The sequence below is a fragment of the Streptomyces sp. NPDC102402 genome, assembly GCF_044765765.1.
Taxonomy (GTDB): Bacteria; Actinomycetota; Actinomycetes; order Streptomycetales; family Streptomycetaceae; genus Streptomyces.
This window is the reverse complement of record NZ_JBIWKR010000003.1, coordinates 604,151-629,435: the sequence shown is the minus strand read 5'-3', so window position 1 is coordinate 629,435 and position 25,285 is coordinate 604,151. Positions and strand designations below refer to the sequence as shown.

Sequence of the window (25,285 nt, the reverse complement as noted above, 5' to 3'; positions counted from 1 at the left end):
TGACGCCCGGGTCCCGGCATCCGCCGGGGCGGGTGCCGGGGGCGGCGGAGGGTCAGATGTGGCCGGCGCCCATGCCCGCCTCGGCGTTGGCGCCGCGCTTGGTGAGCGTGGCGACCAGGGCGGCGACCACCGCGACGATGCCCGCGACCATGAAGGCGGAGCTCATGCCCGACACGAACGTGTCATGGGCGACGTCCGTGATCTTCGCCGCGATCTCCGGCGGGGTGCCGGGGGCGACCGGCGGCATCCCGACCTTGATGGCGGACGACGCCTGCTCCAGCTGCGCGGAGTCGACCGGCGGGAGCCCCGCGCCCTTCCAGTTGTCGCCCAGCTTGGCGTCGACCTGGGCGGCCATGACGGCGCCGAGCACGGCTGTGCCGAGGCTGCCACCGACCTGCATGGCGGCCTGCTGAAGTCCTCCGGCGACTCCGGAGAGCTCCATGGGGGCGTTGCCGACGATGACCTCGGTCGCGCCGACCATCACCGGGGCGAGGCCGAGACCGAGGAGACCGAACCAGATGGACATGGTCAGCGTGCTGGTGCCGATGCTCAGCTGCGACATGCCGAACATGGCGACCGCGGTGAACACCATGCCGCCGACCAGCGGGACCCGCGGGCCGAGCTTGGTGATGGCCAGTCCCGCGAGCGGCGAGCCGACGATCATCATTCCGGTCAGCGGAAGCAGGTGCAGACCGCTGTCGACCGGGCTCATACCGTGCACGTTCTGCAGGTAGAAGGTCACGAAGAACAGGCCGCCCATGAAGGCGAAGGCCATCATCACCATCAGCACCACGCCTGCCGAGAGGGGCACGGAGCGGAACATGGCCAGCGGGATCAGCGGCTCCCTGACCTTCGTCTGGGTGAACGCGAACGCGGCGAACAGGACGACGGCGCCGACGAGGAAACCGATCGTCTTCGGGTCGCCCCAGCCCCACTCGGAGCCCTTGATCAGCGACCAGATCAGGCAGAACATCGCCAGCGACAGCAGCACGATGCCGCCGATGTCGAAGGACCTGGGCGCGTTCGCGGCACGGTGGTCCTTGAGGATCACCAGGCCGAAGACGAGCGCGAGTACACCGACCGGCACGTTGATGAAGAAGACGGACTGCCAGTTGACGTGCTCCACGAGCACACCGCCGAGGATGGGGCCGCCCGCGGTCGAGGCGCCGATCACCATGCCCCAGATACCGATGGCCATGTTCAGCTTCTCGGCCGGGAAGGTGGCGCGCAGCAGGCCGAGCGCGGCCGGCATCAGCAGGGCGCCGAAGAGGCCCTGGAGCACCCGGAAGACGATCACCAGGGTCACGCCCTGGGAGAAGCCGATCGCGGCCGAGGCGGCGGCGAACCCCGCGATGCCTATCAGGAACGTCTGCCGGTGGCCGAAGCGGTCACCGAGCTTGCCCGCGGTGATCAGGGAGACCGCGAGGGCGAGCATGTAGCCGTTGGTGATCCACTGGACGTCGGCGAGCGAGGCGCCGAGGTCCTGCTGGATGGCCGGGTTGGCGATCGCGACGATCGTGCCGTCGAGCGCCACCATCATCACGCCGATGGCCACGGCGAAGAGCGTCAGCCAGGGGTGGCCGCGCAGCCCTTTCGCCGGTGCGGGAACAAGGGTGTCTTCAGGCTCCCGCGGCGCCTTTTCGACAGTGGTCTGACTAGTCATACGCAGGACGCTATGTCAGCCTCTGACAGTTGACAAAGCAATTCACAAGACAGTAACTGTCACGTAGCTCACAGGTAGGCTGAGCAGGGCGAAGCAGCGAAAAGAGGTCCGGCTCGTGACACGCAGGCAGACACCCGGGGCTCTCGTGCCAGGGGCTCCGGCGGGGCTGCGCGAGCGCAAGAAGCGGCGCACCCGCGAAGCCCTGCTGCACGCCGCCCTCAGACTCTTCACCACGCAGGGGTACGACCGGACCACCGTCGACGAGATCGTCGACGCCGTGGAGGTCTCCCAGCGCACCTTCTTCCGCTACTTCGCCAACAAGGAGGCCGTCGCCTTCGCCGTCCAGGAGGCGGTCGACGCCCGCTTCCTCGCGGAACTGCGTCAACGCCCTCCCGCGGAGGCCCCTTTCGAGGCATTGCGCCGGGCCGCACTGAACGCGTGGAACTCCCTCGCGGAGGCCGACGACGAGGACGTCACGGCCGAACTCCAGATGCGCGCCTACCGGATGATCGAATCGACGCCGGCGCTCCACGCAGCCCACATGCGGCGCCACATCGGCCTGGAGCAGCAGACCGCCCTGGTGATCGCGGAGCGTGAGGGGCTCGACCTCGACGCGGATCCGCGACCACGGGTGGCCGTCGCCGCCTTCTCCGGCGTGATGCGGCTGACCGGACAGCTGTGGGGATGCCGGAGGGACGCCGGGGTGGAGGCACTCCGGGAGCTGACCGAACTCCACCTGGACCAGCTCGGACCTGCGCTCTCCGGGAACTGGCGCGCCGCGTAGGCACACCCTTACGTGAACCGCACACGTGTGCCGTACTCCTCATCTCCCTCGCATGGCCGAACTCACAAAGCCCCTGCCCCTCAGTGCATTTCGGGCATCCGGCGACCACCCGGCGCACCGGAGGGTGGACCCGGCGCGCACGGAGCGTGAGGAAAGGGCGTGTAATTCCTCGCGGTCGGGTGATCCGTGTCACCCCTGCGTCGGCGCCGCGCACGCGTCTCCTAGGGTGGGGCGCAGTGACTTCCTTCGACTCCTCCCCCACTCTCACCGCATGGCGCGCGCTGCTCGCCGTCGCGGTGGTGTTCGTGATGCTGGCGACCACCGGGTGGACCGCCGTGCGCCACCAGCACTCCACCGCACCGCGCGACACCGCGCTCGCCTCCTGGGCGAAGGACCGCATAGCGGGACACGCCCTCCCCGACGTGGGCGCCCCGGCGTACCGGCTGGCGCACTTCTTCGCGACGCTCACGGCGGGGCAGCAGGTCGCGCTGGCCGACAAGTACCCGCTGGTCGTGGGGAACCTGAACGGCGCGCCGGTCACCTTGCGCTACCGGGCCAACCGGCACGCGCTGGCACAGGCGGAGACGGCGGAGGAGCAGCGGACGCGGGACACCCGGCTCTCCCCGGACGGCCGTCATCAGGCCACGGCCAGACTGGACCGCTTCCGCTCCCTGCTCTCCCGTGACCGGCAGATCCTCGCGTTCGACCCGTCGGGCCGCGGCCGGGCGGCCGAGGTCTTCGGCGACCTCGACCGTGCCGAGCGGGTCTCGGTCGTCGTGCCCGGGGTCGACACGAACCTCCTGACGCTGGAGCGCACCGGCGTGAAGACGAACGCGGCGCCCGTCGGCATGGCGCAGTCGCTGTACGGCGCCGAGCGTTCGGCGCGCCCCGGGTCGCGTACGGCGGTCATCGCGTGGGCCGACTACACGGCGCCCGCCGGGATCGGTATGGACGCCGCGCTGGGCGGGCTCGCGCGAGAGGGTGCGGTGCGGCTGAACTCCCTCGTGGAGTCGCTGCCCGGAGCGGCGGGCGTCTCGCTGTTCTGCCACAGCTACGGCTCCGTGGTGTGCGGTGTGGCCGCTCGTGACCTGCCGTCCAGGGTCTCCGACATCGCGGTCGCGGGCAGCCCCGGTATGCGGGCGGACAGCGCCGGGGCGCTGCACACCCGGGCCAGGGTGTGGGCGATGCGGGACAGCGACGACTGGATCGAGGACGTACCGAACATGGCGGTCGGGGGTCTCGGCCACGGCGCCGACCCGGTCGACCCGGCCTTCGGGGCGCGGATCGTGTCGGCGAACGGCGCGGTCGGGCACAGCGGCTATTTCGAGCCTGGCACAGAGAGCCTGAGCAACTTCGCCGCGATCGGCGTGGGCGCCTATGACACGGTCAGTTGCGCGCGCGCCGATTCCGCGTGTCACCGCGAGATCTCCGGTGGACAAGAGGCCTGACGCGCGTAGAAGGATGTCTGACGCGCGTAGAGAGCGGCGAACTGCCTGCCTACCTGGTCGCGATTCTGCCGGTACCGAGGGGGGACGTGCGGGCCTGTGCCACATACGATGAGGCACATGGGTGATGTGCTGGCCGGAATTCAAGCCACCTGGGAGTTCGACACGGACTCCGTGCTCATCCGCTTCGAACGGGGAATCCGCACGCCGAGGCTCTTCCAGAGCCTGCGTGAGCGCCGCATTCCGTACGCGGCCTTGTCGTCGGTGACGCTGACCCCGGGCAAGCGGGGCACGGTGGTCCTGCACGCCGTGCCGAGACCCGGTGCCGATCCACTGCTCGCCGCCGCGGCCGGGCAGCTCAAGGAGGGCATCGATCCCTACCGCCTGGTCCTGCCCGCCGAGCGCGAGACACTCGCCGAGTACTACGCCGACGAGCTGCGCGCCCTGCTCGGTCCGGAGGCGGACCTGCCCGCAGAGCACTTCATGGTGACGGCCCCCGAGGCACCGAGGCACTTCAAGGCGTACGACGGCCGGGCGGACTTCGACGGGGCCCTGGTCTCCTTCCGCTGGTTCTGGACGGGGGCGTCGAGCGCCAAGTGGAAGGCCGGTGACCAGACGTTCCCCGTGGCGGAGCTGGGCGGGATCGAGTGGCGCTCACCCGAGGCCTTCGAGGGATACCTCCGGCTGGTGCGGCGCGGCACGGCGGCGGACTCCGAGGCCTGCGTCTCCGGGACGGATCCGGTCTCCGGGGCGGGCCCCGTGGCGGTGGAGCGCGTCCAGCCGGACCAGGATCCGGCCGCCGTCGTGTTCGGTCTGGGCTACGGCCCGGTGCACGAATCGCTGCCCTTCGCCGCGGCGGTCCTGGAGTCGGTACGCCGGACCCAGTCGGTGCCCGTGGCGACCGCGCCCGTCCCGGTGGGCGGCGCGCGGCGCGACCCGGCGGACATCGCCGAGCGGATACGCCACCTCGGCGATCTCCATCAGGCGGGTCTGGTGACCGACGCGGAGTACAGCGCGAAGAAGACGGAGCTGCTCGCCGAGCTGTAGTGCGGGCCCGGCGGCCGGCTCCGGACGGCTCGCGCCCGGCGGGGCGCCCGGGCGCCGACGGCGCGCCACCGTCCCACGCGACGGGCAGGGGCTGAGGTCGCCGTCCGGGGCGGCCCCGGGCGGCGACCGGACCCCCTACCCGGGTACGGACGAGAGGTCCGGCGGTCCACCCCTGGGTATGACGCCGGCCGGCGTGCTCCGCGCCTACGCTGACCGGATCATGCCCACCTCTCCCACCGGGCCTCCGCCCGCCGACGGTCTGCTGAGCGCCGCCCGCCGCAATCTGCGCGAGCTCGCCCACGGGCTGTCCCACGCGTCCCACCCGCCGGCCCCTCCGTTCGCCGGGTCCCCGAGCTTCTGGCTGCGGCTCCTGCCGTACGCGGTCGTGCTGGCGCTCACCGCCGTCTTCGTGCCCGTCACGATCCAGGTACTGGCCAACGACTACGGAGTGCCCGGCGGAATCGCCGCCGCCCTGGCCGTCGGGCAGGCCGCGCCTCTGCTGATGCTGGCGCACCGCCCGCTGCAGGCCTGGTGGATCGTCTTCGCCGCCGATATCGCGGGGGCGCTGGTCCTGCTCGGGAATGCCGAGCAGCCGCAGGGCACCGTCTGGCCGTGGACTCCGACGGTCGTCGTGGGCTATCTCTTCGTGCTGCTCGCCCTGGGACTGCGCGAGAACCGGCGGACCGTGGTCGGCGTCTGGCTGGCGACGGGCGCGGCCGGGCTGCTGCTGCACCTCGCGGCTCCCTCGCGCAGCGACGGCAGTGCCCTCCTGCTGCCCGTCCTCGGCGCACTGGTGCTGGTGATCGGGCAGGCGGTACGGGAGCGCGGCGAGGCTCAGCGCCGGCTCGTGGAGCAGGAGACGATCAGCGAGACGGAGCGGGCGCGGCGGACGCTGCTGGAGGAGCGCACCCGCATCGCCCGGGAGCTCCACGACGTGGTGGCGCACCACATGTCGGTGATCACCGTGCAGGCCGATTCCGCTCCGTACCGGATCGACGGGCTCTCCGACGAGGTGCGGGAGGAGTTCGCGTCGATCGCGGCAGGGGCCCGGGAGTCGCTGGCCGAGATGCGCCGGCTGCTGTCGGTGCTGCGCAGTGACGGCAGCCGGGGCGAGCTGGCCCCGCAGCCGGGGCTCGACCGCTTGCAGCAGCTGGTGGAGGCGACGGTGCGGGCCGGGCTCCCGGTCGAGCTGTCGCTGGCCGGACAGGTGCGGGAGACGGTGGAGCGGGGGGCCGTACCGCCGGCGGTGGATCTGTCGGCGTACCGCATCGTGCAGGAGGCACTGGCCAACGTGGTCCGGCACGCGCCGGGGGCCCCGACGCGGGTGTCGGTCACGGTGTCCGACGGACATCTGACGATGCTGGTCGTCAACGGCCCTACCCAGCAGACTGGTTCGCCACTGGAGGTGTCGGGCACGGGGCACGGGCTGGTCGGCATGCGGGAGCGCGTACGGTTGACCGGCGGCACGCTCGACACCGGCCCGCTGCCGGACGGGGGCTTCCGGGTCTCCGCGAGGCTCCCGCTGCGGCCGCCCTCGGCGTCCCTGAATCCGGAGGATCTGTGACCATCCGCGTGATCATCGTCGACGACCAGGCCATGGTGCGGGCCGGGTTCGCCGCGCTGCTGTCGGCGCAGAGCGACATCGACGTGGTGGGCGAGGCCCCGGACGGGCGCCGGGGCATCGAGGTCAGCAGGACGACGCATCCGGATGTCGTCCTGATGGACGTGCGGATGCCGGAGATGGACGGACTGGCCGCCGCCCGCGAGCTGTTGAGCCCGCCGGCCGGGGTGGTCCACCGGCCGAAGGTCCTGATGCTCACCACGTTCGACGTGGACGACTACGTCTACGAGGCGCTGCGCGCCGGGGCGTCCGGGTTCCTGCTGAAGGACGCCCCGCCCGCGGACCTGATCTCCGCGGTGCGGATCGTGGCGGCGGGGGACGCTCTGCTGGCGCCCTCCGTGACGCGGCGGCTCATCGCGGACTTCGCGCGCCGGCGGCCCGCGGCGCCGTCCGGCGGGGCCGCGCTGCGGCTGAACGGTCTGACGCCGCGTGAGACGGAGGTCCTGGAGCTGATCGCCCGGGGCCTGTCGAACCAGGAGATCGCGGCACGCCTGGTGGTGGCCGAGCAGACGGTGAAGACGCACATCGGCAAGGTGCTGGCCAAACTCGGTCTGCGGGACCGGGCGCAGGCAGTGATCTTCGCGTACGAGTCGGGGCTGGTGACTCCGGGCGGAGCGTGAGGCCGAGACGGCACGGGCCGGCCGGGACAGCGGCCCGGAACCGGACACCGCGTGCTCAGAACGGACCCAGCGGGCCCGGAAGCCTCAGGCAGCGGGCCCGAAGCGGGAGGCAGCGGGCCCGAAGCGGGAGGCAGCGGGCACAAAGCCGTAGGCAGCGGGCCCGGACCCGGACACAGCCGGCCCGCAGCGGGCACACGGCCCGGCGTGAAGGCCCGGGGGCGGGCGGTGCGGCATGGCTCGGTGGGCGGCATGGTCCGGTCACGTTCGCGCGTTCGTGGTGGTCCTTCCCGGCGCCCCGGGCGCCGACGGCCCGGCCCAGCGGTAGAGCTGTCCCCCCTCCACCACTCCGGCTGTCCCCCCGTACACCCCGTACCCCGGTATCGCACGACAGTTGGCTCCGGGGGTTGACGCCCTGCCGTCCGACGTCTTCCTACCTTCCTCCCCGGCACACCGACCGGTGTGCCGGGGTCACAGGGAGGGCACGATGCGCCGATTCACGAGGACGCTGGCCGCGGTCGCACTGACGGCCGCGATGGTGGCGGGGACCGCCGGTTGGGCCTCGGGGAACACCCAGCGGGCGGTGACGGGGCCGCCGCCCGGCAGCGCGTCGTGGCGCGCCGACGGGACGCTGGGCCGGGAGCTCCCCGACCCCGGCCGCGCGACCCCGGCGGAGGTCGGGGAGTTCTTCCGCGGGTTGAACGCCGCCGAGCGGCAGGAGCTGCTGGAGCGGCATCCGTCGGTGGTCGGCAATCTGGACGGGGTGCCGCTGGAGCTCCGCTACCGCGCCAACGCCCGTGCGCTACGGGCCTCGCACGACCCTCGCTACGCCTCCCTCGCCGCGCCCGGCCGGCAGATCATCGCGTTCGACCCGCGCGGGCGCGGCCAGGCCGCCGAGGTGTTCGGGGACCTGCGCACCGCGCGTCATGTGTCGGTCGTCGTACCCGGGTCGGACATCGACGCGGGGACCTTCGACCGGCGCGGTGACGTGTACGGCACTCCGGCGGGCATGGCGAGGTCGCTGTACGCGGAGACGGGGGCGGGCAGCGCGGTGATCGCCTGGGCCGGGTACACGACTCCGGTCGGTCTCGGCCTGGACGCGGCGACCGGAGCCCTCGCCGAGGCGGGGGCGAAGCGACTGGCCCGGTTCACCGCGGGGCTGGCCGCCGACGGGCTGCCCGCGCCCTCGGTGTTCTGCCACAGCTACGGCTCGGTGGTGTGCGGTATCGCGGCCTCCGGGCTCGGCGCCACGGACCTGGTCGTGCTCGGCTCTCCCGGGATGCGCGCCGACGACGTGGCGGGGCTGCGCACCAGGGCGCGGGTGTGGGCGGCCAAGGACGACACCGACTGGATCGACGACGTACCCCACGTCCGGTTGGCGGGGCTCGGACACGGCGCCGACCCCGCGGACGAGGCCTTCGGGGCGCGGCGGGTGCCGGCCGAGGACGCCGAGGGCCACACCGGGTACTTCGCCCCCGGCACGGACTCGCTCCGCGCGTTCGCCGCCATCGCCGAGGGGGCCTCCCGATGAGCGTGCGACGGCTGGTCTCCCGGATCGAGGCGAGCACCCCCGCCCACCGCGACCGCGCGGTCGACGGGCTGCGTGCCCTGGCGCTGCTGGCCGTCCCCGCCGGCCACTGGCTGCTGGGCGGTTTCACCCTGGACGGCGACGGCGCCCTGCACAACGCCAGCCCGCTGTCGGCGTTCGCCGTGTTCTCCCCGGTGAGCTGGGTGCTCCAGATGCTGGGCGTGTTCTTCCTGGTCGGGGGCTACGCCTCCGTCCTCTCCCACCGCCGCAGGCCGTCCACCACCCGGGCCTGGCTGCGCGGGCGGATGGTCAGGCTCGGCAGGCCCGTGCTCGGCGTGACCGCCGTGTGGGCGCTGATGATCCCGGTGCTGTACGCCGCCGGGGTGCCCGGGGACACCCTGCGTACGGGAGCGAAGCTGGTGATCCAGCCGCTCTGGTTCGTCGGGGTCTACGCCGTGGTCACGGCCCTCACCCCGTACTGCGCACGGGCGGCCGGGTGGCTCGGTGGCTGGGCGGCGGCCCCGCTGCTCGGCTCGGTGGCCGCCGTCGACTTCCTGCGGTACGGGCCGTACGCCGATGCCGTGCCGTCCTGGCTGAGCGTGCTGAACATCCTGCCCGGCTGGCTGTTCGCCTACCAGCTCGGTGTCTCCTGGGCGCTGGGCCGCCTCTCCCGGCGGGGTGCCGGACTCCTGCTCGTGGGCGGCGGGGCCCTGTTCGCCGTGCTCCTGCTCGCGTTCCACTACCCGGCGTCGATGGTCGGCGTACCCGGCGAGGCGCGGACCAACTCGCACCCGCCGTCGCTGCTGGTCCTGGCTCTGGCCTCGGCGCAGAGCGGTGCGGCGGTCCTGCTGCACGGCCGGATCGGCAGGGCGTTGCGCCGTCCGGCGCTGTGGGCGCCCGTCGTGGTGATCAACCTGTCGGCGATGACCATCCTCTGCTGGCACCAGACGGCGATGCTGACCGCGGCCGTGCCCGCCTCCTTCGCCGGTGCGGTGCCCGGGCTGACGGGTGCGGTGCCGGGCCTGACGACATCGCCGGACTCCGTCGGCTGGATCCTGGCCAGGCTCGCCTGGATGCCCGTGTTCGCGGCGCTGCTGGTGCTGATCTCCCTCTACGCCCGCCGGTTCGAGGCGCCCTGGGAGGCGGGCGGCCGGACCGCGAACGCCCGCCGGGCAGCGGCGGGGCTGCTCGCGGCGGGCTTCGCGGTGTTCGCGCTGCGGCTGGCGTGAGGGCGTGGCCCGCCCGCTGCCGGGCCCGCTACTCGCGCGCGGTGGCCGTGCTGCTCATGTCCGGGTACCTGTCGCCCGCGACCTGCCCGGCGATCGGTTCCAGCTGCTCCAACTCGGCGTCGCTCAGGACCAGCCGGGTCGCGCCGACGTTCTCCAGCAGACGGCTGCGCTTACGCGTCCCGGGGATCGGCACCACGGTGAGGCCGTGCACCTGCGCCCGCTGCTGCACCCAGGCCAGGGCGACCTGCGCGGCCGTCGCACCGTGGGCGGCGGCGATCTTGTGCACGGGCTCCAGCAGGGCGGAGTTGGTCTTCGCGTTCTCGCCGGTGAAGCGCGGCTGGTGCTTGCGGAAGTCGTTCTGCCCCAGGTCCTTGCTCGCGTCCGCGAACGCCCCCGTCAGGAACCCGCGCCCGAGCGGCGAGTACGGCACGAAGGTGACCCCGAGCTCGACGGCCGCGGGCACGGCACTGCGCTCCACGTCCCGGCTGAAGAGCGACCACTCGGACTGAAGGGCCGCGATCGGGTGGACGGCGTGCGCCTCGCGGAGCTCGTCGCCGGTCACCTCGCTCAGACCGAGCTGCTTCACCTTGCCCTGCTGGACCAGCTCCGCCATCGCGCCGACCGACTCGGCGAACGGGACGAGCGGGTCGCGGCGGTGCATGTAGTACAGGTCGATGACGTCGGTGCCCAGCCTGCGGAGGCTGGCCTCGACCGCCTCGCGGATGTACGCGGCGTCGTTGCGCACACCCCGGTAGTGCGGGTCGTCGGTCCGCTCTATCGCGAACTTCGTGGCGAGGGTCATCTCGTCCCGGTGCGCGCCCACGAACGGCGCGAGGAACGTCTCGTTGGCGCCCCGGCCGTAGATGTCGGCGGTGTCGAAGAGGGTGACACCGGCTTCGAGGGCCGCTTCCAGCGTGTCGCGGGCGGCCGCCTCGTCGGTGTCCCCGTAGAACTCGCTGATCCCCATGCAGCCGAGGCCCTGCACGCCGACCTGCGGGCCTCCGGTGCCGAGCTGCGCTGTCGCGATCTTGGTGATGTCGCTCATGTGCGTCAGACCCCTTCCGGCGCCGTGCGGGCGCCGCTGTAAAAGTCGATCTTGAAGTCGAGTACGGCGAGGGTGCCCTGGAGCTCCGCGATCCGCGTCCTCACGTCGCGCCGGGTCGCCTCCAGCAGTTCCTGCCGTTCGGCGAAGGTGTGGTCGCCCTCGCGGAGCAGTTCGGCGTACCGGACCATGTCGGCGACCGGCATCCCGGTCAGCCTCAGCTTGCCGACGAAGGCCAGCCAGTCCAGGTCGCGGTTGCTGAACCGCCGCTGGCCCGTGTGGGATCGGTCGACGTGCGGCATCAGCCCGATCCGCTCGTACCAGCGCAGCGTGTGGGCGGTGAGTCCGCTGAAGGCGACGACCTCGCTGATGGTGTAGCGGTCCTGCCCCTCGGGGCGCGGGTGCGCCTTCGGAGCCGACGCGCAGGTGTCCGTCCGTGCGGTAACGCTCTCCGTGCTCTCCATCACCGTCATGCCTCCACGCTAGATCCTTGGAGTGCACTCCAAGCAAGCGTATCCGGGTGGCGATCTCGGTTCCGGGCTCCTGCCGGGCCCGCAGGGGCTCCCGTTAGGCTCGTACGCATGCAGAGCCTGGCGATGATCGAGAACTGGCCCGTCCCCACCGCGGCAGCCGCCGTCGTCACCTCGGACGGCACGCTCCTGGCTACCCATGGTCCCACCGCGCACCGCTTCCCGCTGGCATCCGTGACGAAACCGCTCGCGGCCTACGCGGCGCTGGTCGCCTACGAGGAAGGGGCGGTGGAACTGGACGAACCGGCTGGCCCCGAAGGCTCCACGGTCCGCCACCTCCTCGCGCACACCAGCGGTCTCGCCTTCGACGAGCACCGGGTCACGGCCCCTCCCGGCACCCGCAGGCTGTATTCCAACGCGGGCTTCGAAGTGCTCGGCGACCACATCGCGAAGGCCACCGAGATCCCCTTCGCCGAGTACGCGCGCCAGGCGGTCCTGGAGCCGCTCGGCATGACGTCGACGACCCTGGAAGGCTCACCGGCCAAGGACGGCGTCTCGACCGTGCACGACCTGGTGCGGTTCGCGGCGGAGGTGCAGGCACCGAGGCTCCTCGACCCGAGGACGGTCCTGGAGGCCCAGAGCGTCGTCCACCCCGGCCTCAAGGGCGTACTCCCCGGATACGGTCATCAGAACCCCAACGACTGGGGGCTCGGCTTCGAGATCCGCGACTCCAAGTCACCGCACTGGACCGGGAATTCCTCCTCCCCCGCCACGTTCGGCCACTTCGGCCAGTCCGGCACCTTCCTGTGGATCGATCCGGCGGCCGGCGCGGCCTGCGTCGCCCTCACGGACCGCGCCTTCGGACCGTGGGCGGCCGAGGTCTGGACGCCGTTCACCGACGCGGTGCTGGCGGAGCTCGGCTCCTCCCGCTGAGCACACTCGAACCAGACCGTCTTGCCCCTGTCGCCGTGCGCCTCGACGCCCCAGCTGTCGGTGACGGCGTCCACCAGCAGCAGCCCCCGCCCGCCCTCGTCCAGCGCGTCGCCCGCGACCGCTCGGGGCAGGTGGGGTGACGCGTCGGCGACCTCGACCCGCACGCGCCCGGCGGGCAGCAGGTAGATCAGGGTCTGGCAGCGGCGCCCGGGAACATGGCGCACGACATTGGCGACCAGCTCGCCGAGGGCGAGTTCCGCCGGGTCCGCCAGATCGAGCAGGCCCCAGCCGGTGAGGTAGAGCCGCAGGATGCGGCGCAGATGCCGGGCGGAGTGCTCACCCACCGCGAAGTCGGCACGGTAGACCGCTTCCGTGTCACCGGTGCGGGTGTCGGTTACGTGATTCATGTCACCAGAGTGCGGCAGGCTGACTACTCTCGGCTACGACCTGAAACGAACGCCGCGAGGCGTTGAAGCCGGAGGTCCCACCGTGGCCAACGTGCAGTCCCTCGACCCCAGCGCGTCACCCCTCGACTACTACGGCTGGGAGTTGCGCCGCCAACGCGAGGCGCACGGCCTGCGGCAGGGCCAGCTCGGCGAGATCATCTTCTGTACGGGATCGCTGATCGGCCAGATCGAGACGACGAAGAAGGTCCCGACCCGCGACTTCTCGGAACGCCTGGACGCGGCACTCGGCACGGACGGGGTGTTCTCCCGCCTGGTCGGACTGGTCCTGCGGAGCCAACTCCCCACCTGGTTCCAGCCGTACGCGGAGATGGAGGCGCGGGCGACGTACATCTCCACGTACCAGGCGCAGTTGGTGTACGGGCTGCTGCAGACGGAGGAGTACGCGCGGGCCTTGTTCTCCGTCGATCATCCATGCAGGGCCGACGAGATGGTGGCAGCGCGCCTTGAACGCCAGCGAATCCTGCGAGGCGAGCAGCCACCCGCCCTGTGGGTCGTTCTGAGCGAAGCCGCCCTACTGCAAGAGGTCGGCGGATGTGACGTCATGCGAAAGCAACTCGCGCGGTTGTTGGACTTCCGCGACAGCCCATGGGTGCAGATCCAGGTACTTCCGTTCCGCGTAGGCCAACACACCGGAATGATGGGCTCATTCAACCTGCTTCGGTTCGACGATGATCCCGACCTGTTCTACGTCGACAGCTACGACCAAGGCCACATGACCGCCAATCCACAGGTGATCAAGGAACGTTCGGTCGGCTACGCTCGATTGCAAGCCACAGCCCTCTCCCCCGAGGACTCGGCGACACTGATCGCTCGTGTGATGGAGGAACGGTATGGAAAGCAGCCATGACCTGGCCGGAGCACCGTGGCGGAAGTCGTCGTACAGCGGCACGAACGGCGGCGACTGCGTCGAGTGCACCGTCACCGGCGGCGCTGCCTGGCGGAAGTCCTCGTACAGCGGAAGCACCGGCGGCGAATGCGTCGAGGTCGCCGACGGCTGCGCCGCCTCCGTCCCCGTCCGCGACAGCAAGAACCCTGACGGCCCCGTGCTCGTCCTGGGCGCCGACGCCTGGCAGGCCTTCGTGGACGGGCTGCGCTGACGGACTGCCCGGCCCCTCGGTCACCCTGACGTGCGGCGCAGGTCGTCGAGCAGCGGGGCGGCGTCCGTGACCATGCGGTGCATGACCGGGACGGGAATGGCGGGATTACGCACGGCGGACATCGTGCTGTCCAGATCGAGCAGGAGATCCACCAACGTGTCCGGCGGCATGACCGGATTCGCCCGGGCACGCAGATGCACGCCCTGGTCGGAATCGGCGGCAAGGGCGACCGCGGCCTCGGTTGTGAGCCGGGGGTCCTCGGCGGCGGCACTGCGCACGATCGGGTCGGGGTCACGGCTGAACTGCTCGACGAGCGAGGCGGTGGAGGCCGGGTCGTCGAGCGCGAGAGCCCGCAGGCGAGGGTTCGGGTCTGCCGCGAGGCGCAGCAGCCCGTCGCGCGGGAAGTTGGGGTGGCGGCGGGGCCGGTCGGGGAACGAGAGGCTCGGACTCCACCATCCCGCTACCTCAAGGAGCATCTCCGGCGGGGCGTCGTCGCAGGACTCGGCCAGGAAGAGACGCACCACCCGGTCCTCGTCGCGGGCGAGGACCGCGACGACGTCCGCGGGCAGCCGGGGCGCCCTCGCGACGCTGCGGCGGACCAGCAGCTTGGGGGATCTCGCGAGCTGACGCATGGCGTCGGCGTTCGCGTGCAGCGCGCCGATCCACCACAGCGCCATCGTCAGGCCCTCAGGCTCGATGTCGGGCACCTCGGCGGCCATCGCGGCGATCTCGGCCGCCGTCGTCGGGGGCGCGGCGTCGGGGTGCGGTGCGGAGGCGACGCCCCGGCCACCGCACGACAGTCGCGCGGACATCAGCTGGTCCTCCGCGTCTCTCGTCAGCACCTCACGCAGATCCGGCTCCGGCGAGGCGGCGATGAGCCTGTCCCACTGGTCCGGGACGAGCCGGCGGATCTCCGCGACGCTGCTGCGGACACGGCGTGACGGATGGACGAGCGCGGCGTCGACGACCGCTTCCGGCAGGTCGTCACGGTGCAGGAAGCCGGTCACGTCGAGGTCGAGAAGTCCGACGAGGAGGTCGTCGGGGGCCGCACGGTTGAAGCCGATCCATTCGAGCCACGTGATGACGACTCGTCGGTCGATCCCGGTGGCCGGACTCAGCCTGGCCCAGGCGGTGCCGTGCGCGGCGGGCTTCGGTTCCGTCATCAGCGGTTCTGTCACCGGCCGAATCGTAGTCGCCCGTCCGGATCTCAGGCCCCTTGCTGACGCGCCGCCTCCGGTCGGCCGGTCGGCGAGGCGCACCGTCGCCGCCCTCACCGACAACGACCCGGACCGCCCGAACTCCCGTGCGTACGCGACCTCTGGCGGCGGATACCCTCTGCCCATGTCGAAACAAGCCGTGGCGGCGGGGGTCGGTCTCGCCGGTGTGATGGCGCACTGTGGCGGAAGCCCGGTGGGCGCCGTGAAGCTTCTGGTGGGGGCCATGGCCTCGGCGCCGGCGGCTCCGGAACCCTACGCGAGCCTCGCCGAGTTGTGGCAGGACCGACGCCTGGAACTCCGGAGGCTCCTCGAAGAGGACGGCTCGCTGAGTTCCGCGCTCGCGCAGGCGTACTTCTTCTTCCTTCAGGGGGACATGGACGACGCGGTGATGACCCTCGGTTCGGTCACGGGCCTGCGTCCTGACGTGGCATGGTGCGCCGCACCCTGGTTCGGCGATGCGCGCTTCCTCGACGCGGTGGGTTCCGAGGCGCTGGCCGAGGCGTGTCTGCGGACGTTGGACTACGACCACGACCTGGACACCGACGAGATGCGGGAGCGGTTCGCGCCCTGGTTCCATGCCCTCGACGTGGTGTCCGCGCGCAATCCCGTGCCGGAGTCGCTGGCCGCCATGGCCCGGCTGCCCCGGGCCTGCGGACGTCACGAACTCTCCCTCGACCTGTGCGACCGCGCCGATGCGGTCGAGCCGGTCATGTGGACCGCCGTCGCACGAGCGGCGACATGGCGGGTGATGGGCGACCTGGACCAGGCCGCGGCCGCCTTCGAACGCGCCTTGGCCCTGGACCCCGCCAACTGGTCCCTCAACCTTGACCTGGCGGACGTGCGGGCCGAGCAGGGCGACTTCGCCGCAGCGACGGGCCTCGCCGAACGGGGGCTGGCGATCGAACCCCACGACGTCACCCTGCGCGCGGCGGTCGCCGCGTACCGCACACGCCTTTCCGGCTCGCCCGAAGACCTGAGGACCTTGATCGGCCTGGCGCCGGAACTCGCGAACCCCGTCTACCGGAACCTGCTGATCGACTACGCCTGTGCGGGGCCGGAGCTGCCTCGCGGACTCGTCACCGAGGCCCACCGCATCCGTACGGACTGAAGCCCCGCCTGCCGGCCGGGTGGGCCTTCCGCCTCCCGGTCACGGGTCCACCGGACCGGCAGCCGCTCCGCTTGCGGCTGCTCACGGCTGCGACAGCGTCGGCAGCGTGAGGATCTCCGATCCTTCCTCGGTGATGGCGATCGTGTGCTCGGTATGTGCCGTCCGGCATCCCGTCGCGCTGCGCAGGGTCCACCCGTCGGCGTCGGTGACCAGTTGGGCGGTGTCCGCCATGACCCACGGCTCCAGCGCCAGCAGCAGCCCGGGGCGCAGCTTGTATCCACGGCCGGGGCGTCCGGTGTTCGCGACATGCGGGTCCTGGTGCATCGTCGAGCCGATGCCGTGCCCCCCGAACTCGGTGTTGATCTTGTATCCGGCCTGACCGAGGACCGTGCCGATGGCGTGGGAGATGTCGCCGACGCGCGCTCCGGGTCCGGCGGCGGCGATCCCCGCGGCCAGGGCGCGTTCGGTCGCCTCGATCATCGCGACGCTCTCCGAGGGCCGCGCCTTGCCCACGACGAAGCTGATGGCGGCGTCCGCGGCGACTCCGCGCCGGGAGACGGCGAGGTCGAGCGTGAGCAGATCCCCGTCGGCGAGCGTGTAGTCATGGGGCAGCCCGTGGAGTACGGCATCGTTGACGGCCGTGCAGATGTAGTGGCCGAACGGGCCCCGCCCGAAGGACGGCGCGTAGTCGACGTAGCAGGACTGCGCCCCCGCCTCGGTGATCATGTCCTTGGTCCACCGGTCGATGTCCAGGAGGTTCGTACCGACGGCGACCCGGCCCTTCAGCGTCTGCAGGATGTCCGCGACCAGGGCGCCTGCGTCTTTCGCCCGGACCAGCAGAGCGGGGTTGAGGATCTCGATCATGTGCCACTTTCCCTTACGGAACCAACAACTATACCGGTCTAACTATACCGGTATAAGAATAGGGGTCATGGTCGGACAGCGCCACGAACGCCGATCAGTCAGCACGTACGGCTGACCGCATGGGCGCATGCGGCTGACCGCATGAGCCGTCCCCGGGGCCCCGGACACGCGCCGGAGCATATGCGGTGCGCCGGAGGCCGGACGTCGTTACCGTCCAGGCGTGACCGGTTCCGCACTGCCCCTCCTCTTCCTCGATGTCGACGGCCCCCTCCTCCCCTTCGGAGCGACCCGTCGGCAGCTCCCGGACGGGTACCCGGCCTACGGGACGGGGCACGCGCCCCGGGAAGCCGGGGCGAATCCACTGACCGCCAGGATCGACCCGGCACACGGCCCCCGCCTGATGGCCCTGCCGTGCGAGCTGGTGTGGGCCACGACGTGGATGTCCGACGCCAACGACTGCATCGCACCTTGGCTCGGCCTGCCGCGACTGCCCCTGGTGGACTGGCCGGATCCGGCTCCCCAGACACCGCCTGGTCTGCACTGGAAGACCCCGGGGCTCGTGGAGTGGGCCGCCGGGCACCCGTTCGCCTGGGTCGACGACGAGATCACCGACACCGACCGCGCCTGGGTGAAGGACCACCACCCGGGGCCCGCGCTCCTGCACCGCGTCGAGGCGTGGCGGGGTCTGACGCACGCCGACTACGCCACCCTGGACGCCTGGCTGCGGCGTACGGCGCCCTGATCACGCACTGGATCCGTCCGGCCGGATGCCGCGACCGGGCCCAGGTTCCCCGCCCGAACAGGGCTCGGCTAGATTCAACCGCCATGCGATCCCGTGAGTTCGACCGCGACTTCCGTGACCAGGCCGGAAGAACACGCATGTGGGGCATCGCCCTCCTGTCCCTGGCCGCACTGCTGTGGGCCTGGTGCGCCGTACTCCTCCTGACGCCGTACGAGGTGGCCGAGGAGCCCGACGACCAGTACCCGGCGGAGTGCGAGTCCCGGCTGCTCACCGATCGCGGCACCGCCAACGAGGGCCTGATCCGCGGCGACGACTGCGCGAACGAACGCGACTGGCCCGAGGCGACAGCCGTGCTCGGCCTCTCCTTGCCGGTGTCCGTCGCCGGAGTGGCGCTCTTCACCATCGGCACCGTGACGCGCCGGATGAGTTCCCACGGCCAGGCCATGCGCGAACTGGACGAACTGGCGGACCGGCGGAAGAGCTGACTCATGCCACAGCCCGGGCACGGCGCCCCTGGCCAGGCCGCGACACCGGGCCGCGCTCGGGGCGTAAGCGGTGTGCGGCGGGTGAAGGGACTGTGCCGCCGAGGATGTTCAAGGGGAGCCAGGTCACGGACCTGTCCCAGCCTCCGCAGGCCGTGGAGGTCCACGCCGGACGCTGCGGGAACCCCGGGATCCGGTGGGCGGCGGCAGGCGGCGGCGCACCGCTCCGCCGGGCGGCCGGGCCCCAGTCCCCGGGCCGAGCGGGCCGAACGGGCAGTACGGGGCCGGAGCGCGCCCCTCTCGCCCGGCTGGCACGCACCCTGCTGCGGCACCCCTGCGCCCCCCACTCGCGTGTAACAGGCATGTATTAGGGAACGGGTGAGCGGAACGGTCCCCGGGCGGGAGCGGGTCTTGATGATCAGTAGCGCTCGCCACGGCGGGCGGACCGCACCGACCGCGAAGGAAGAAACCATGCGCGCCACGAAGCTCACCCTCACCGCCCTGACCCTCGCCGCGGGCCTCTCGCTCACCGCCTGCCAGGGGAACGAGGACTCGGCCGCGGGCGCGAGCGACTCCGGAGCGTCCTCGGCCGCGTCGCCGTCGTCCTCCTCATCCTCGTCGTCCTCCGCCTCCGGCGACAGCGGCACCTCCGACGGGACCACCCCCACGGCAGCCGGCGACGGCTCCGCCACCTCGGAGTCCGCCCAGGGGAGCGGCGACGGGCAGATCACCACCGGCACCTGCAAGACGTCGAACCTCGCGTTCGACACCGCTCACGGCATGGCCGAGGGCGACCTCCTCGTCAGCCTCAGGAACACCAGCGACGCCTGCACCCTCAAGGGATTTCCCGGCGTCGACCTGAGGTCCCAGGACGCCTCCGGACCCCTGAGCGCCGAACGCAGCGGACTCGACGCCCCCGTCGTCAACCTCGCCAACGGCGAGACCACCCGCTTCACCCTCCACTACCCGCCGAACAACTCCGGCGGCTCGGGCGTGTACGTCACGGCCATCGAGGTCACCCCGCCCGACGAGACCCACTCCAAGGCCCTGTCGGTCTCCCTCCGCCTCCCGGTCGGCGCCGACGCCGACGGACAGGTCAGGGTGGACCCCGTCGGCACCGGCAAGCAGTGAGACCCGGGAGGTCCTGCCCCGCGGCCGGTGCCCACGCCCGGCGGCCATCGTGGAGCGAACAGGACGACGCCGATCCGCGCGCCGTGCCCGGCGCTCCACGCGGCCGGGGTGTCACGCGCCTTCGGAGTACGGATCAAGGAAGTAGGCGCTCGTGGCCAGATCGAACTCCAGCCCGTACCGAGCCCCCAGAGCCTCGGCCTCCTTCGCGCCGACCGGGTAGGAGTTGACGAACGTGTCCAGCGGCTCACCGAAGAGGCGAGCGAGCTCGGCCCCGTCCGGGCTCCTCAACCGGACCTCGGACAGAAGCTCCTCGGTCGCCCGGTCGAACTCACTGATGACGTAGATGATCAACTCTCCACCTTCCGGGCGGCCCTCTCCGAATCCCCCGCTCGCCCCTGACGGGACCGCCGGCACCGGGGGCGCTCCCCCGCATACTGCACTCTTCCGCCACCCGGCGCCGAGAGCCCGCCTCTCACGGTCACGGCCCGACGAGGACCTTGCTGAGCAGCGGCAGGTGGTCGGAGGCGGCCGGGTCGGACCCCACGACGCGGGTGACGAGCGGGGTCACTCCGCGCGTGGTGTAGATGACGTCGATCCGCGCCGTGGGGGCCTCGGAGGGGTGGGTCGCGCCGTCGCCACGCGGGTGCGGGGACCTGGCCCAGGCGTCCGTGTAGGCCTTCTGGAGCGGCTGGGACTCCGGCGCCGTGGGCAGCGCGTTGAAGTCACCCACCAGGATGCCGGGCTTCTTCGCGCCGATCAGGTCGACGACCTGGGCGGACTGCTGGAGGCGGTCGGTCCCCGAGCTCGCGGAGAGGTGGGTGTTGTAGAACTCCACCTTCCTGCCGTGGACGTCGATGGTGGCGTGCAGCAGGCCGCGCTGCTCCTGGTCCGGCGACTTGAACAGCCAGGTGTTGTCCGACGCGGTGATCGGGTAGCGGGAGAGGATCGCGGTGCCGTACTGCACGCGGTGCCCGCTCCCGGCCGGCGGGGCGTTGTCGATGTTCGCGCCGAAGACGACGTGGTAACCGAGCGCTTCGGCCAGTTCGGCGGACTGGTCGGCCCACTCGCTGCGCGCCGAGTAGTGGTTGTCGACCTCCTGGAGACCCACCACGTCGGCGCCGCTCTCGCGGACGACACGGGCGATCCGCCGCACGTCCAGCGCGTCGTCGGTGCCCTGGGCGTGGTGGATGTTGAACGACATGACGTCCAGCACCCGGGGCCCGGGGCGGGACGCTCCGGCGGCGGCCGAGGCCTGCGCGGCGGATCCCGTGGCGGCGAGCGCGACGACGGTGGCGATGACGGACAGGGTCCGGCGGTACATGGGGGCCTCCTGGCACAGGGTCTCGGAAGGCCCCGATCATGGCCGGGCCCACTGGCCCCCTCGTGGCCGCGAGATGAAGTTCCGCCGCCCGCCGGGTGCCGGGATCACACCGCGGCGAGCTCCCACACCAGCACCTCGGCCTGCTCCAGCGCCTCGGCCTCCAGCCCACGGGACTCCGTGATCCGCGCGGAGTCGCCCGCCGCCAGCGCCTCGCCGCCGACGCGCACCTCGCCCCGCACGACGTGGACGTAGACGCCCGCCGCGTCCGGCAGGGCGGTCCGCTCCCCCGCGGACACACGGCGGACGTGGAGCATCGCTCCGGCCTCGGGGAGGGCGTACGGAGTGGAGTCGGCGATCCCGGCGACGTGCGTGTAGGAGGGCTCCCCACCGGGTTCCAGCGGGGCCAGCCACATCTGGATGAACGTCAGCGGGACGTCCCCGTCGTTGCGCTCGACATGCCGCACCCCGGCGGCCGAGCTGAGGTGCTGGACGTCACCGGCCCGTACGGCGGTGGCGTGCGAGGCGGAGTCCCGGTGGGTGAGCTCGCCCTCCACCACCCAGGTGACGATCTCGGTGTGGCTGTGCGGATGCTCGTCGAAGCCGGCGCCGGGGGCGAGACGCTCCTCGTTGCAGGCCAGGATCGGCCCGAACCGCAGATTGTCCGGGTCGTAGAACCGCCCGAAGGAGAAGGCGTGCAGCGTTTCGATGCCCGCGGAGTCACCCGTGGCCGGGTCCCCGCCACGGAAGCGGTCCGCGGAGCGGCGTACGTCCATCACTCCCCCAAGGTATCCCCGCCGGGCGACCTTCCGCCCCGCCCCTCCGGGCACCTGTCCCGATAAGGCAGTCTTGTGTGCGTGCCCCGACCCGATCCTGAGCAGTCCGCCGCGCATGACGCCCATCTCCACGCCGCGACCCTGAAGCGGCTGGAGCAGTCCTCCGGCCGGCTGGCCGCCAACGCCATCGCCCGCATGGACGAGACGCTGCCGTGGTACCGGGCGATGCCACCGGAGAACCGTTCGTGGATCGGCCTGGTCGCCCAGGCCGGTATCGCCGCGTTCACCGAGTGGTTCCGGCACCCCGAGACGCCGCAGGCGATCTCGACCGACGTCTTCGGCACGGCCCCGCGCGAACTGACCAGGGCGATCACCCTGCGGCAGACCGTCGAGATGGTGCGGACGACGATCGAGGTGATGGAGACCGCGATCGAGGAGGTCGCGGCTCCCGGCGACGAGTCGGTGCTGCGCGAGGCGCTGCTCGTCTACGCCCGCGAGATCGCCTTCGCGACCGCCCAGGTGTACGCGCAGGCGGCCGAGGCCCGGGGCGCGTGGGACGCCCGGCTGGAATCCCTCGTCGTGAACGCGGTGCTGTCCGGCGAGGCGGACGAGGGCGCCGTGTCCCGCGCCGCCGCCCTCGGCTGGAACTCCCCCGAGCATGTGTGCGTCATCCTCGGCACCGCGCCCGAGGGGGACAGCGAGCTGACCGTGGAGGCGATCCGGCGGGCGGCCAGGCACGCCAAGCTCCAGGTGCTGACCGGAGTCCTCGGCCACCGTCTGGTCGTGATCGCGGGCGGCAGCGACAACCCGCTGAACGTGGCGAAGTCGCTGATCGGGCCGTATGCCGCCGGCCCCGTCGTCGCCGGTCCCGTGGTGCCCGACCTGCTCGCGGCCACCCGCTCCGCACAGGCCGCCGCCGCCGGACTCAAGGCCTGCTCGGCGTGGCAGGACGCTCCGAGGCCCGTCCTGTCGGACGATCTCCTTCCTGAGCGCGCGATGGCGGGCGACCCCGCCGCGCGCGATCAGCTGGTGGAGGAGATCTACAGACCGCTCGAAGAAGCGGGTTCGGCACTTCTGGAGACCCTGAGTGTGTATCTGGAGCAGGCGAGCAGTCTGGAGGGCGCGGCACGGATGCTGTTCGTGCACCCCAATACCGTGCGCTACCGGCTACGACGTGTGACCGACGTCACCGGGTGGTCGCCCTCCGACGTCCGATCCGCGTTCACTCTGCGGATCGCCCTCATCCTGGGGCGCTTGGCCGACGGCGACACCCAGTCCTAGACTTTTGTCGAACTTCAACAATTCCCCTGACGGTTCTTCGTCCCTGTCCCCACGGGCGTCAGGGGCCGTCCACAAGAGAGAGTGTGAGGGTGCTCGTACTCGTCGCTCCCGGCCAAGGCGCTCAGACGCCCGGCTTCCTGACTCCCTGGCTCGAACTCCCCGGTGCCGCCGACCGCATCGCGGGATGGTCCGACGCCATCGGGCTCGACCTTGCCCACTACGGCACGAAGGCCGACGCGGACGAGATCCGCGACACGGCGGTGGCTCAGCCACTGCTGGTCGCCGCGGGTCTGCTCTCCGCAGCCGCGCTGGACGCCTCCCCCGGTGTCGTCGCCGGACACAGCGTCGGTGAGATCACCGCCGCCGCGCTCGCCGGCGTCGTCGAGGACGAGGCCGCGCTCCGTTTCGTACGCACCCGCGGGCTCGGCATGGCCGAGGCCGCCGCGGTCACCGAGACGGGCATGGCCGCGCTCCTCGGCGGAGACCCCGAGACCACGGTCGCGCACCTGGAGAAGCTGGGGCTCACCCCGGCCAACGTCAACGGCGCCGGGCAGATCGTCGCCGCCGGCACCGCGGCCCAGATCGCCGCGCTGACCGAGGACAAGCCCGAGGGCGTGCGCCGCGTGGTGCCGCTCAAGGTCGCCGGCGCGTTCCACACGCACCACATGGCTCCGGCCGTGGACAAGCTGCGCGCGGCCGCCACCTCCCTGACGGTCACCGACCCCAAGGTGACGTACGTGTCGAACGCCGACGGGAAGACGGTCTCCGACGGCGCCGAGGTCATCTCCCGGCTCGTCGGCCAGGTCGCCAACCCGGTCCGCTGGGACCTGTGCATGGAGACCTTCGCCGAGCTCGGTGTCACGGCCCTCATCGAGGCCGCCCCGGGTGGCACCCTGGTCGGGCTCGCCAAGCGCGCGCTGCCCGGTGTGAAGACCCTCGCGCTCAAGACCCCCGACGACCTCGACGCCGCCCGCGCGCTCATCTCCGAGCACGCGGACGCCTAAGGAGCCCGAGAGCATGTCGAAGATCAAGCCCAGCAAGGGCGCCCCGTACGCACGGATCATGGGTGTCGGCGGCTACCGCCCGACCCGTGTCGTGCCCAACGAGGTGATCCTCGAGACGATCGACTCGTCCGACGAGTGGATCCGCTCCCGCTCCGGTATCGCCACCCGCCACTGGGCCTCCGACGAGGAGACCGTGTCGATGATGTCCGTGGAGGCCTCCGGCAAGGCCATCGCCGACGCCGGGATCGCTCCCGAGCAGATCGGCGGGGTGATCGTCTCCACCGTCTCGCACTTCAAGCAGACCCCCGCCGTCGCGACCGACATCGCGCACAAGGTCGGCGCGGGCAAGCCCGCGGCCTTCGACATCTCGGCCGGCTGCGCGGGCTTCGGCTACGGCCTGACGCTCGCCAAGGGCATGATCGTCGAGGGCTCGGCCGAGTACGTGCTCGTCATCGGTGTCGAGCGTCTCAGTGACCTCACCGACCTGGAGGACCGGGCGACGGCCTTCCTGTTCGGCGACGGCGCGGGCGCGGTCGTCGTGGGCCCGTCGCAGGAGCCGGCCATCGGCCCCACCGTCTGGGGCTCCGAGGGCGACAAGTCCGAGACGATCAAGCAGACCGTCTCGTGGAACGACCTCCACATCGGCGATGTCTCCAAGCTTCCGCTCAACGAGCGGGGCGAGGTCAAGTTCCCGGCCATCACGCAGGAGGGTCAGGCGGTCTTCCGCTGGGCCGTCTTCGAGATGGCGAAGGTCGCCCAGCAGGCGCTGGAAGCGGCCGGGATCACCTCGGAAGACCTGGATGTCTTCATTCCGCACCAGGCCAACATGCGGATCATCGACTCGATGGTGAAGACGCTCAAGCTGCCGGAGCACGTCACGGTCGCCCGTGACGTGGAAACCACCGGCAACACGTCGGCCGCCTCGATTCCGCTCGCGATGGAGCGGCTTCTGGCGACCGGGCAGGCCAAGAGCGGCGACACGGCGCTCATCATCGGCTTCGGGGCGGGTCTCGTCTACGCCGCGTCGGTCGTTACCCTCCCCTAGGCACACCGGACCTTTCGGTCCACACGCCCGAACCCCGCAGAAACATATCGAAGGAGCGCCAACATGGCCGCCACTCAGGAAGAAATCGTCAAGGGTCTCGCCGAGATCGTCAACGAGATCGCCGGTATCCCGGTCGAGGACGTCCAGGTGGACAAGTCCTTCACCGACGACCTGGACGTCGACTCGCTGTCCATGGTCGAGGTCGTCGTCGCCGCCGAAGAGCGCTTCGACGTCAAGATCCCCGACGAGGACGTCAAGAACCTCAAGACCGTCGGCGACGCCGCCGAGTACATCCTGAAGCACCAGGGCTGATCCCAGCCCGTCCCGTGTGTCGCCACCCGGCGGTGGCGCCGCTGATTCACGACCCTCTACAC

Annotated in this window: 27 protein-coding genes and 1 pseudogene; 19 read left to right on the top strand and 9 right to left on the bottom strand. The window is 71.6% G+C overall.

The features are described from left to right. Positions 1 to 52: 52 nt before the first annotated feature. Positions 53 to 1,663: an MFS transporter gene (locus ACIRJR_RS12335; protein ID WP_403777896.1), complete on the bottom strand. Its 1,611-nt coding sequence runs from the start codon at positions 1,661 to 1,663 to the stop codon at positions 53 to 55. Positions 1,664 to 1,778: 115 nt separating this feature from the next. On the opposite strand from ACIRJR_RS12335, the gene ACIRJR_RS12330 reads away from it, so the two are divergent. The 7 genes from ACIRJR_RS12330 (at position 1,779) to ACIRJR_RS12300 (ending at position 9,934) form a co-directional block, all read left to right on the top strand. Next, positions 1,779 to 2,447 (top strand): TetR family transcriptional regulator, encoded by a 669-nt coding sequence (locus ACIRJR_RS12330; RefSeq protein ID WP_403777893.1) that lies wholly within the window; start codon positions 1,779 to 1,781, stop codon positions 2,445 to 2,447. 236 nt (positions 2,448 to 2,683) lie between these two features. Next, a complete protein-coding gene (locus ACIRJR_RS12325) occupies positions 2,684 to 3,895 on the top strand; it encodes an alpha/beta hydrolase (protein ID WP_403777890.1) in 1,212 nt (403 codons plus the stop codon). A 117-nt stretch (positions 3,896 to 4,012) separates the two neighbouring features. Continuing rightward, a complete protein-coding gene (locus ACIRJR_RS12320; protein WP_403777887.1) occupies positions 4,013 to 4,939 on the top strand; it encodes a DUF4429 domain-containing protein in 927 nt (308 codons plus the stop codon). A 220-nt stretch (positions 4,940 to 5,159) separates the two neighbouring features. Beyond that, positions 5,160 to 6,503, top strand: coding sequence for a sensor histidine kinase (locus ACIRJR_RS12315; RefSeq protein ID WP_403777884.1), 1,344 nt, complete (start codon positions 5,160 to 5,162; stop codon positions 6,501 to 6,503). Continuing rightward, complete coding sequence (locus ACIRJR_RS12310; RefSeq protein WP_403777880.1) at positions 6,500 to 7,180, top strand: response regulator; 681 nt, start codon at positions 6,500 to 6,502, stop codon at positions 7,178 to 7,180. The genes ACIRJR_RS12315 and ACIRJR_RS12310 overlap by 4 nt, the downstream gene beginning before the upstream one ends. 484 nt (positions 7,181 to 7,664) lie before the next feature. Next, positions 7,665 to 8,708 (top strand): alpha/beta hydrolase, encoded by a 1,044-nt coding sequence (locus tag ACIRJR_RS12305; protein WP_403777877.1) that lies wholly within the window; start codon positions 7,665 to 7,667, stop codon positions 8,706 to 8,708. Next, positions 8,705 to 9,934 (top strand): acyltransferase, encoded by a 1,230-nt coding sequence (locus ACIRJR_RS12300; RefSeq protein WP_403777874.1) that lies wholly within the window; start codon positions 8,705 to 8,707, stop codon positions 9,932 to 9,934. Before ACIRJR_RS12305 ends, ACIRJR_RS12300 begins: the two co-directional genes overlap by 4 nt. 28 nt (positions 9,935 to 9,962) lie before the next feature. On the opposite strand, the gene ACIRJR_RS12295 is transcribed toward ACIRJR_RS12300, so the two are convergent. After that, positions 9,963 to 10,979: an aldo/keto reductase gene (locus ACIRJR_RS12295; protein WP_403777871.1), complete on the bottom strand. Its 1,017-nt coding sequence runs from the start codon at positions 10,977 to 10,979 to the stop codon at positions 9,963 to 9,965. A 5-nt stretch (positions 10,980 to 10,984) separates the two neighbouring features. Further along, positions 10,985 to 11,449 (bottom strand): MerR family transcriptional regulator, encoded by a 465-nt coding sequence (locus ACIRJR_RS12290; RefSeq protein WP_403777868.1) that lies wholly within the window; start codon positions 11,447 to 11,449, stop codon positions 10,985 to 10,987. Positions 11,450 to 11,557: 108 nt separating this feature from the next. Between ACIRJR_RS12290 and ACIRJR_RS12285 the strand changes: the two genes are divergently transcribed. Beyond that, positions 11,558 to 12,379, top strand: a complete 822-nt coding sequence (locus ACIRJR_RS12285) for a serine hydrolase domain-containing protein (protein WP_403777865.1) — start codon at positions 11,558 to 11,560, stop codon at positions 12,377 to 12,379. A 2-nt stretch (positions 12,380 to 12,381) separates the two neighbouring features. On the opposite strand, the pseudogene ACIRJR_RS12280 reads toward ACIRJR_RS12285, so the two are convergent. Continuing rightward, a pseudogene (locus ACIRJR_RS12280) lies at positions 12,382 to 12,687 on the bottom strand (ATP-binding protein); the annotation flags it as partial. On the opposite strand from ACIRJR_RS12280, the gene ACIRJR_RS12275 reads away from it, so the two are divergent. Genes ACIRJR_RS12275 through ACIRJR_RS12265 form a run of 3 tightly spaced genes read left to right on the top strand, consistent with a single transcriptional unit; the run spans position 12,595 to position 13,943 of the window. After that, positions 12,595 to 12,852, top strand: coding sequence for a hypothetical protein (locus ACIRJR_RS12275; protein ID WP_403778744.1), 258 nt, complete (start codon positions 12,595 to 12,597; stop codon positions 12,850 to 12,852). The pseudogene ACIRJR_RS12280 and the gene ACIRJR_RS12275 sit on opposite strands and share 93 nt — an antisense overlap. Before the next feature lie 16 nt (positions 12,853 to 12,868). Continuing rightward, on the top strand, positions 12,869 to 13,693 hold the full coding sequence (locus tag ACIRJR_RS12270) for a helix-turn-helix domain-containing protein (protein ID WP_403777862.1): 825 nt from the start codon (positions 12,869 to 12,871) through the stop codon (positions 13,691 to 13,693). Beyond that, positions 13,677 to 13,943, top strand: coding sequence for a DUF397 domain-containing protein (locus ACIRJR_RS12265; RefSeq protein WP_403777859.1), 267 nt, complete (start codon positions 13,677 to 13,679; stop codon positions 13,941 to 13,943). The genes ACIRJR_RS12270 and ACIRJR_RS12265 overlap by 17 nt, the downstream gene beginning before the upstream one ends. Before the next feature lie 20 nt (positions 13,944 to 13,963). Here ACIRJR_RS12265 and ACIRJR_RS12260 read toward each other — a convergent pair whose 3' ends face one another. After that, the gene (locus ACIRJR_RS12260) at positions 13,964 to 15,121 is read right to left on the bottom strand and encodes a hypothetical protein (protein WP_403777856.1); all 1,158 of its coding nucleotides are present in this window, start codon (positions 15,119 to 15,121) and stop codon (positions 13,964 to 13,966) included. A 163-nt stretch (positions 15,122 to 15,284) separates the two neighbouring features. Here ACIRJR_RS12260 and ACIRJR_RS12255 point away from each other — a divergent pair, with 163 nt between their 5' ends. Beyond that, positions 15,285 to 16,268, top strand: a complete 984-nt coding sequence (locus tag ACIRJR_RS12255; RefSeq protein ID WP_403777853.1) for a tetratricopeptide repeat protein — start codon at positions 15,285 to 15,287, stop codon at positions 16,266 to 16,268. Between the two features lie 81 nt (positions 16,269 to 16,349). Here the strand turns inward: ACIRJR_RS12255 and map are convergent, their stop codons facing one another. Beyond that, complete coding sequence (gene map, locus ACIRJR_RS12250; RefSeq protein ID WP_403777850.1) at positions 16,350 to 17,132, bottom strand: type I methionyl aminopeptidase; 783 nt, start codon at positions 17,130 to 17,132, stop codon at positions 16,350 to 16,352. 220 nt (positions 17,133 to 17,352) lie between these two features. Here map and ACIRJR_RS12245 point away from each other — a divergent pair, with 220 nt between their 5' ends. From ACIRJR_RS12245 to ACIRJR_RS12235, 3 genes are all read left to right on the top strand, one after another. Continuing rightward, on the top strand, positions 17,353 to 17,874 hold the full coding sequence (locus ACIRJR_RS12245; RefSeq protein ID WP_403777848.1) for a hypothetical protein: 522 nt from the start codon (positions 17,353 to 17,355) through the stop codon (positions 17,872 to 17,874). A gap of 83 nt (positions 17,875 to 17,957) precedes the next feature. Beyond that, positions 17,958 to 18,359, top strand: coding sequence for a hypothetical protein (locus tag ACIRJR_RS12240; RefSeq protein ID WP_403777845.1), 402 nt, complete (start codon positions 17,958 to 17,960; stop codon positions 18,357 to 18,359). Positions 18,360 to 18,827: 468 nt separating this feature from the next. Continuing rightward, positions 18,828 to 19,487 carry a DUF4232 domain-containing protein gene (locus ACIRJR_RS12235; protein WP_403777842.1) on the top strand — a complete coding sequence of 220 codons (660 nt, stop codon included), beginning with the start codon at positions 18,828 to 18,830 and terminating at the stop codon, positions 19,485 to 19,487. 111 nt (positions 19,488 to 19,598) lie between these two features. Here ACIRJR_RS12235 and ACIRJR_RS12230 read toward each other — a convergent pair whose 3' ends face one another. From ACIRJR_RS12230 to ACIRJR_RS12220, 3 genes are all read right to left on the bottom strand, one after another. Next, the gene (locus ACIRJR_RS12230; RefSeq protein WP_403777839.1) at positions 19,599 to 19,838 is read right to left on the bottom strand and encodes a hypothetical protein; all 240 of its coding nucleotides are present in this window, start codon (positions 19,836 to 19,838) and stop codon (positions 19,599 to 19,601) included. 127 nt (positions 19,839 to 19,965) lie between these two features. Further along, positions 19,966 to 20,808: an endonuclease/exonuclease/phosphatase family protein gene (locus ACIRJR_RS12225; RefSeq protein WP_403777836.1), complete on the bottom strand. Its 843-nt coding sequence runs from the start codon at positions 20,806 to 20,808 to the stop codon at positions 19,966 to 19,968. Between the two features lie 104 nt (positions 20,809 to 20,912). After that, positions 20,913 to 21,581, bottom strand: a complete 669-nt coding sequence (locus ACIRJR_RS12220; RefSeq protein ID WP_403778716.1) for a pirin family protein — start codon at positions 21,579 to 21,581, stop codon at positions 20,913 to 20,915. An 81-nt stretch (positions 21,582 to 21,662) separates the two neighbouring features. Here ACIRJR_RS12220 and ACIRJR_RS12215 point away from each other — a divergent pair, with 81 nt between their 5' ends. From ACIRJR_RS12215 to ACIRJR_RS12200, 4 genes are all read left to right on the top strand, one after another. Further along, positions 21,663 to 22,862 (top strand): PucR family transcriptional regulator, encoded by a 1,200-nt coding sequence (locus tag ACIRJR_RS12215; protein WP_403777833.1) that lies wholly within the window; start codon positions 21,663 to 21,665, stop codon positions 22,860 to 22,862. An 89-nt stretch (positions 22,863 to 22,951) separates the two neighbouring features. Next, positions 22,952 to 23,866 carry an ACP S-malonyltransferase gene (locus ACIRJR_RS12210; RefSeq protein WP_403777830.1) on the top strand — a complete coding sequence of 305 codons (915 nt, stop codon included), beginning with the start codon at positions 22,952 to 22,954 and terminating at the stop codon, positions 23,864 to 23,866. 13 nt (positions 23,867 to 23,879) lie between these two features. After that, positions 23,880 to 24,911: a ketoacyl-ACP synthase III gene (locus ACIRJR_RS12205; protein ID WP_403777827.1), complete on the top strand. Its 1,032-nt coding sequence runs from the start codon at positions 23,880 to 23,882 to the stop codon at positions 24,909 to 24,911. A 63-nt stretch (positions 24,912 to 24,974) separates the two neighbouring features. Continuing rightward, positions 24,975 to 25,223 (top strand): acyl carrier protein, encoded by a 249-nt coding sequence (locus ACIRJR_RS12200; RefSeq protein ID WP_403777824.1) that lies wholly within the window; start codon positions 24,975 to 24,977, stop codon positions 25,221 to 25,223. The last annotated feature ends 62 nt before the right edge of the window (positions 25,224 to 25,285 follow it).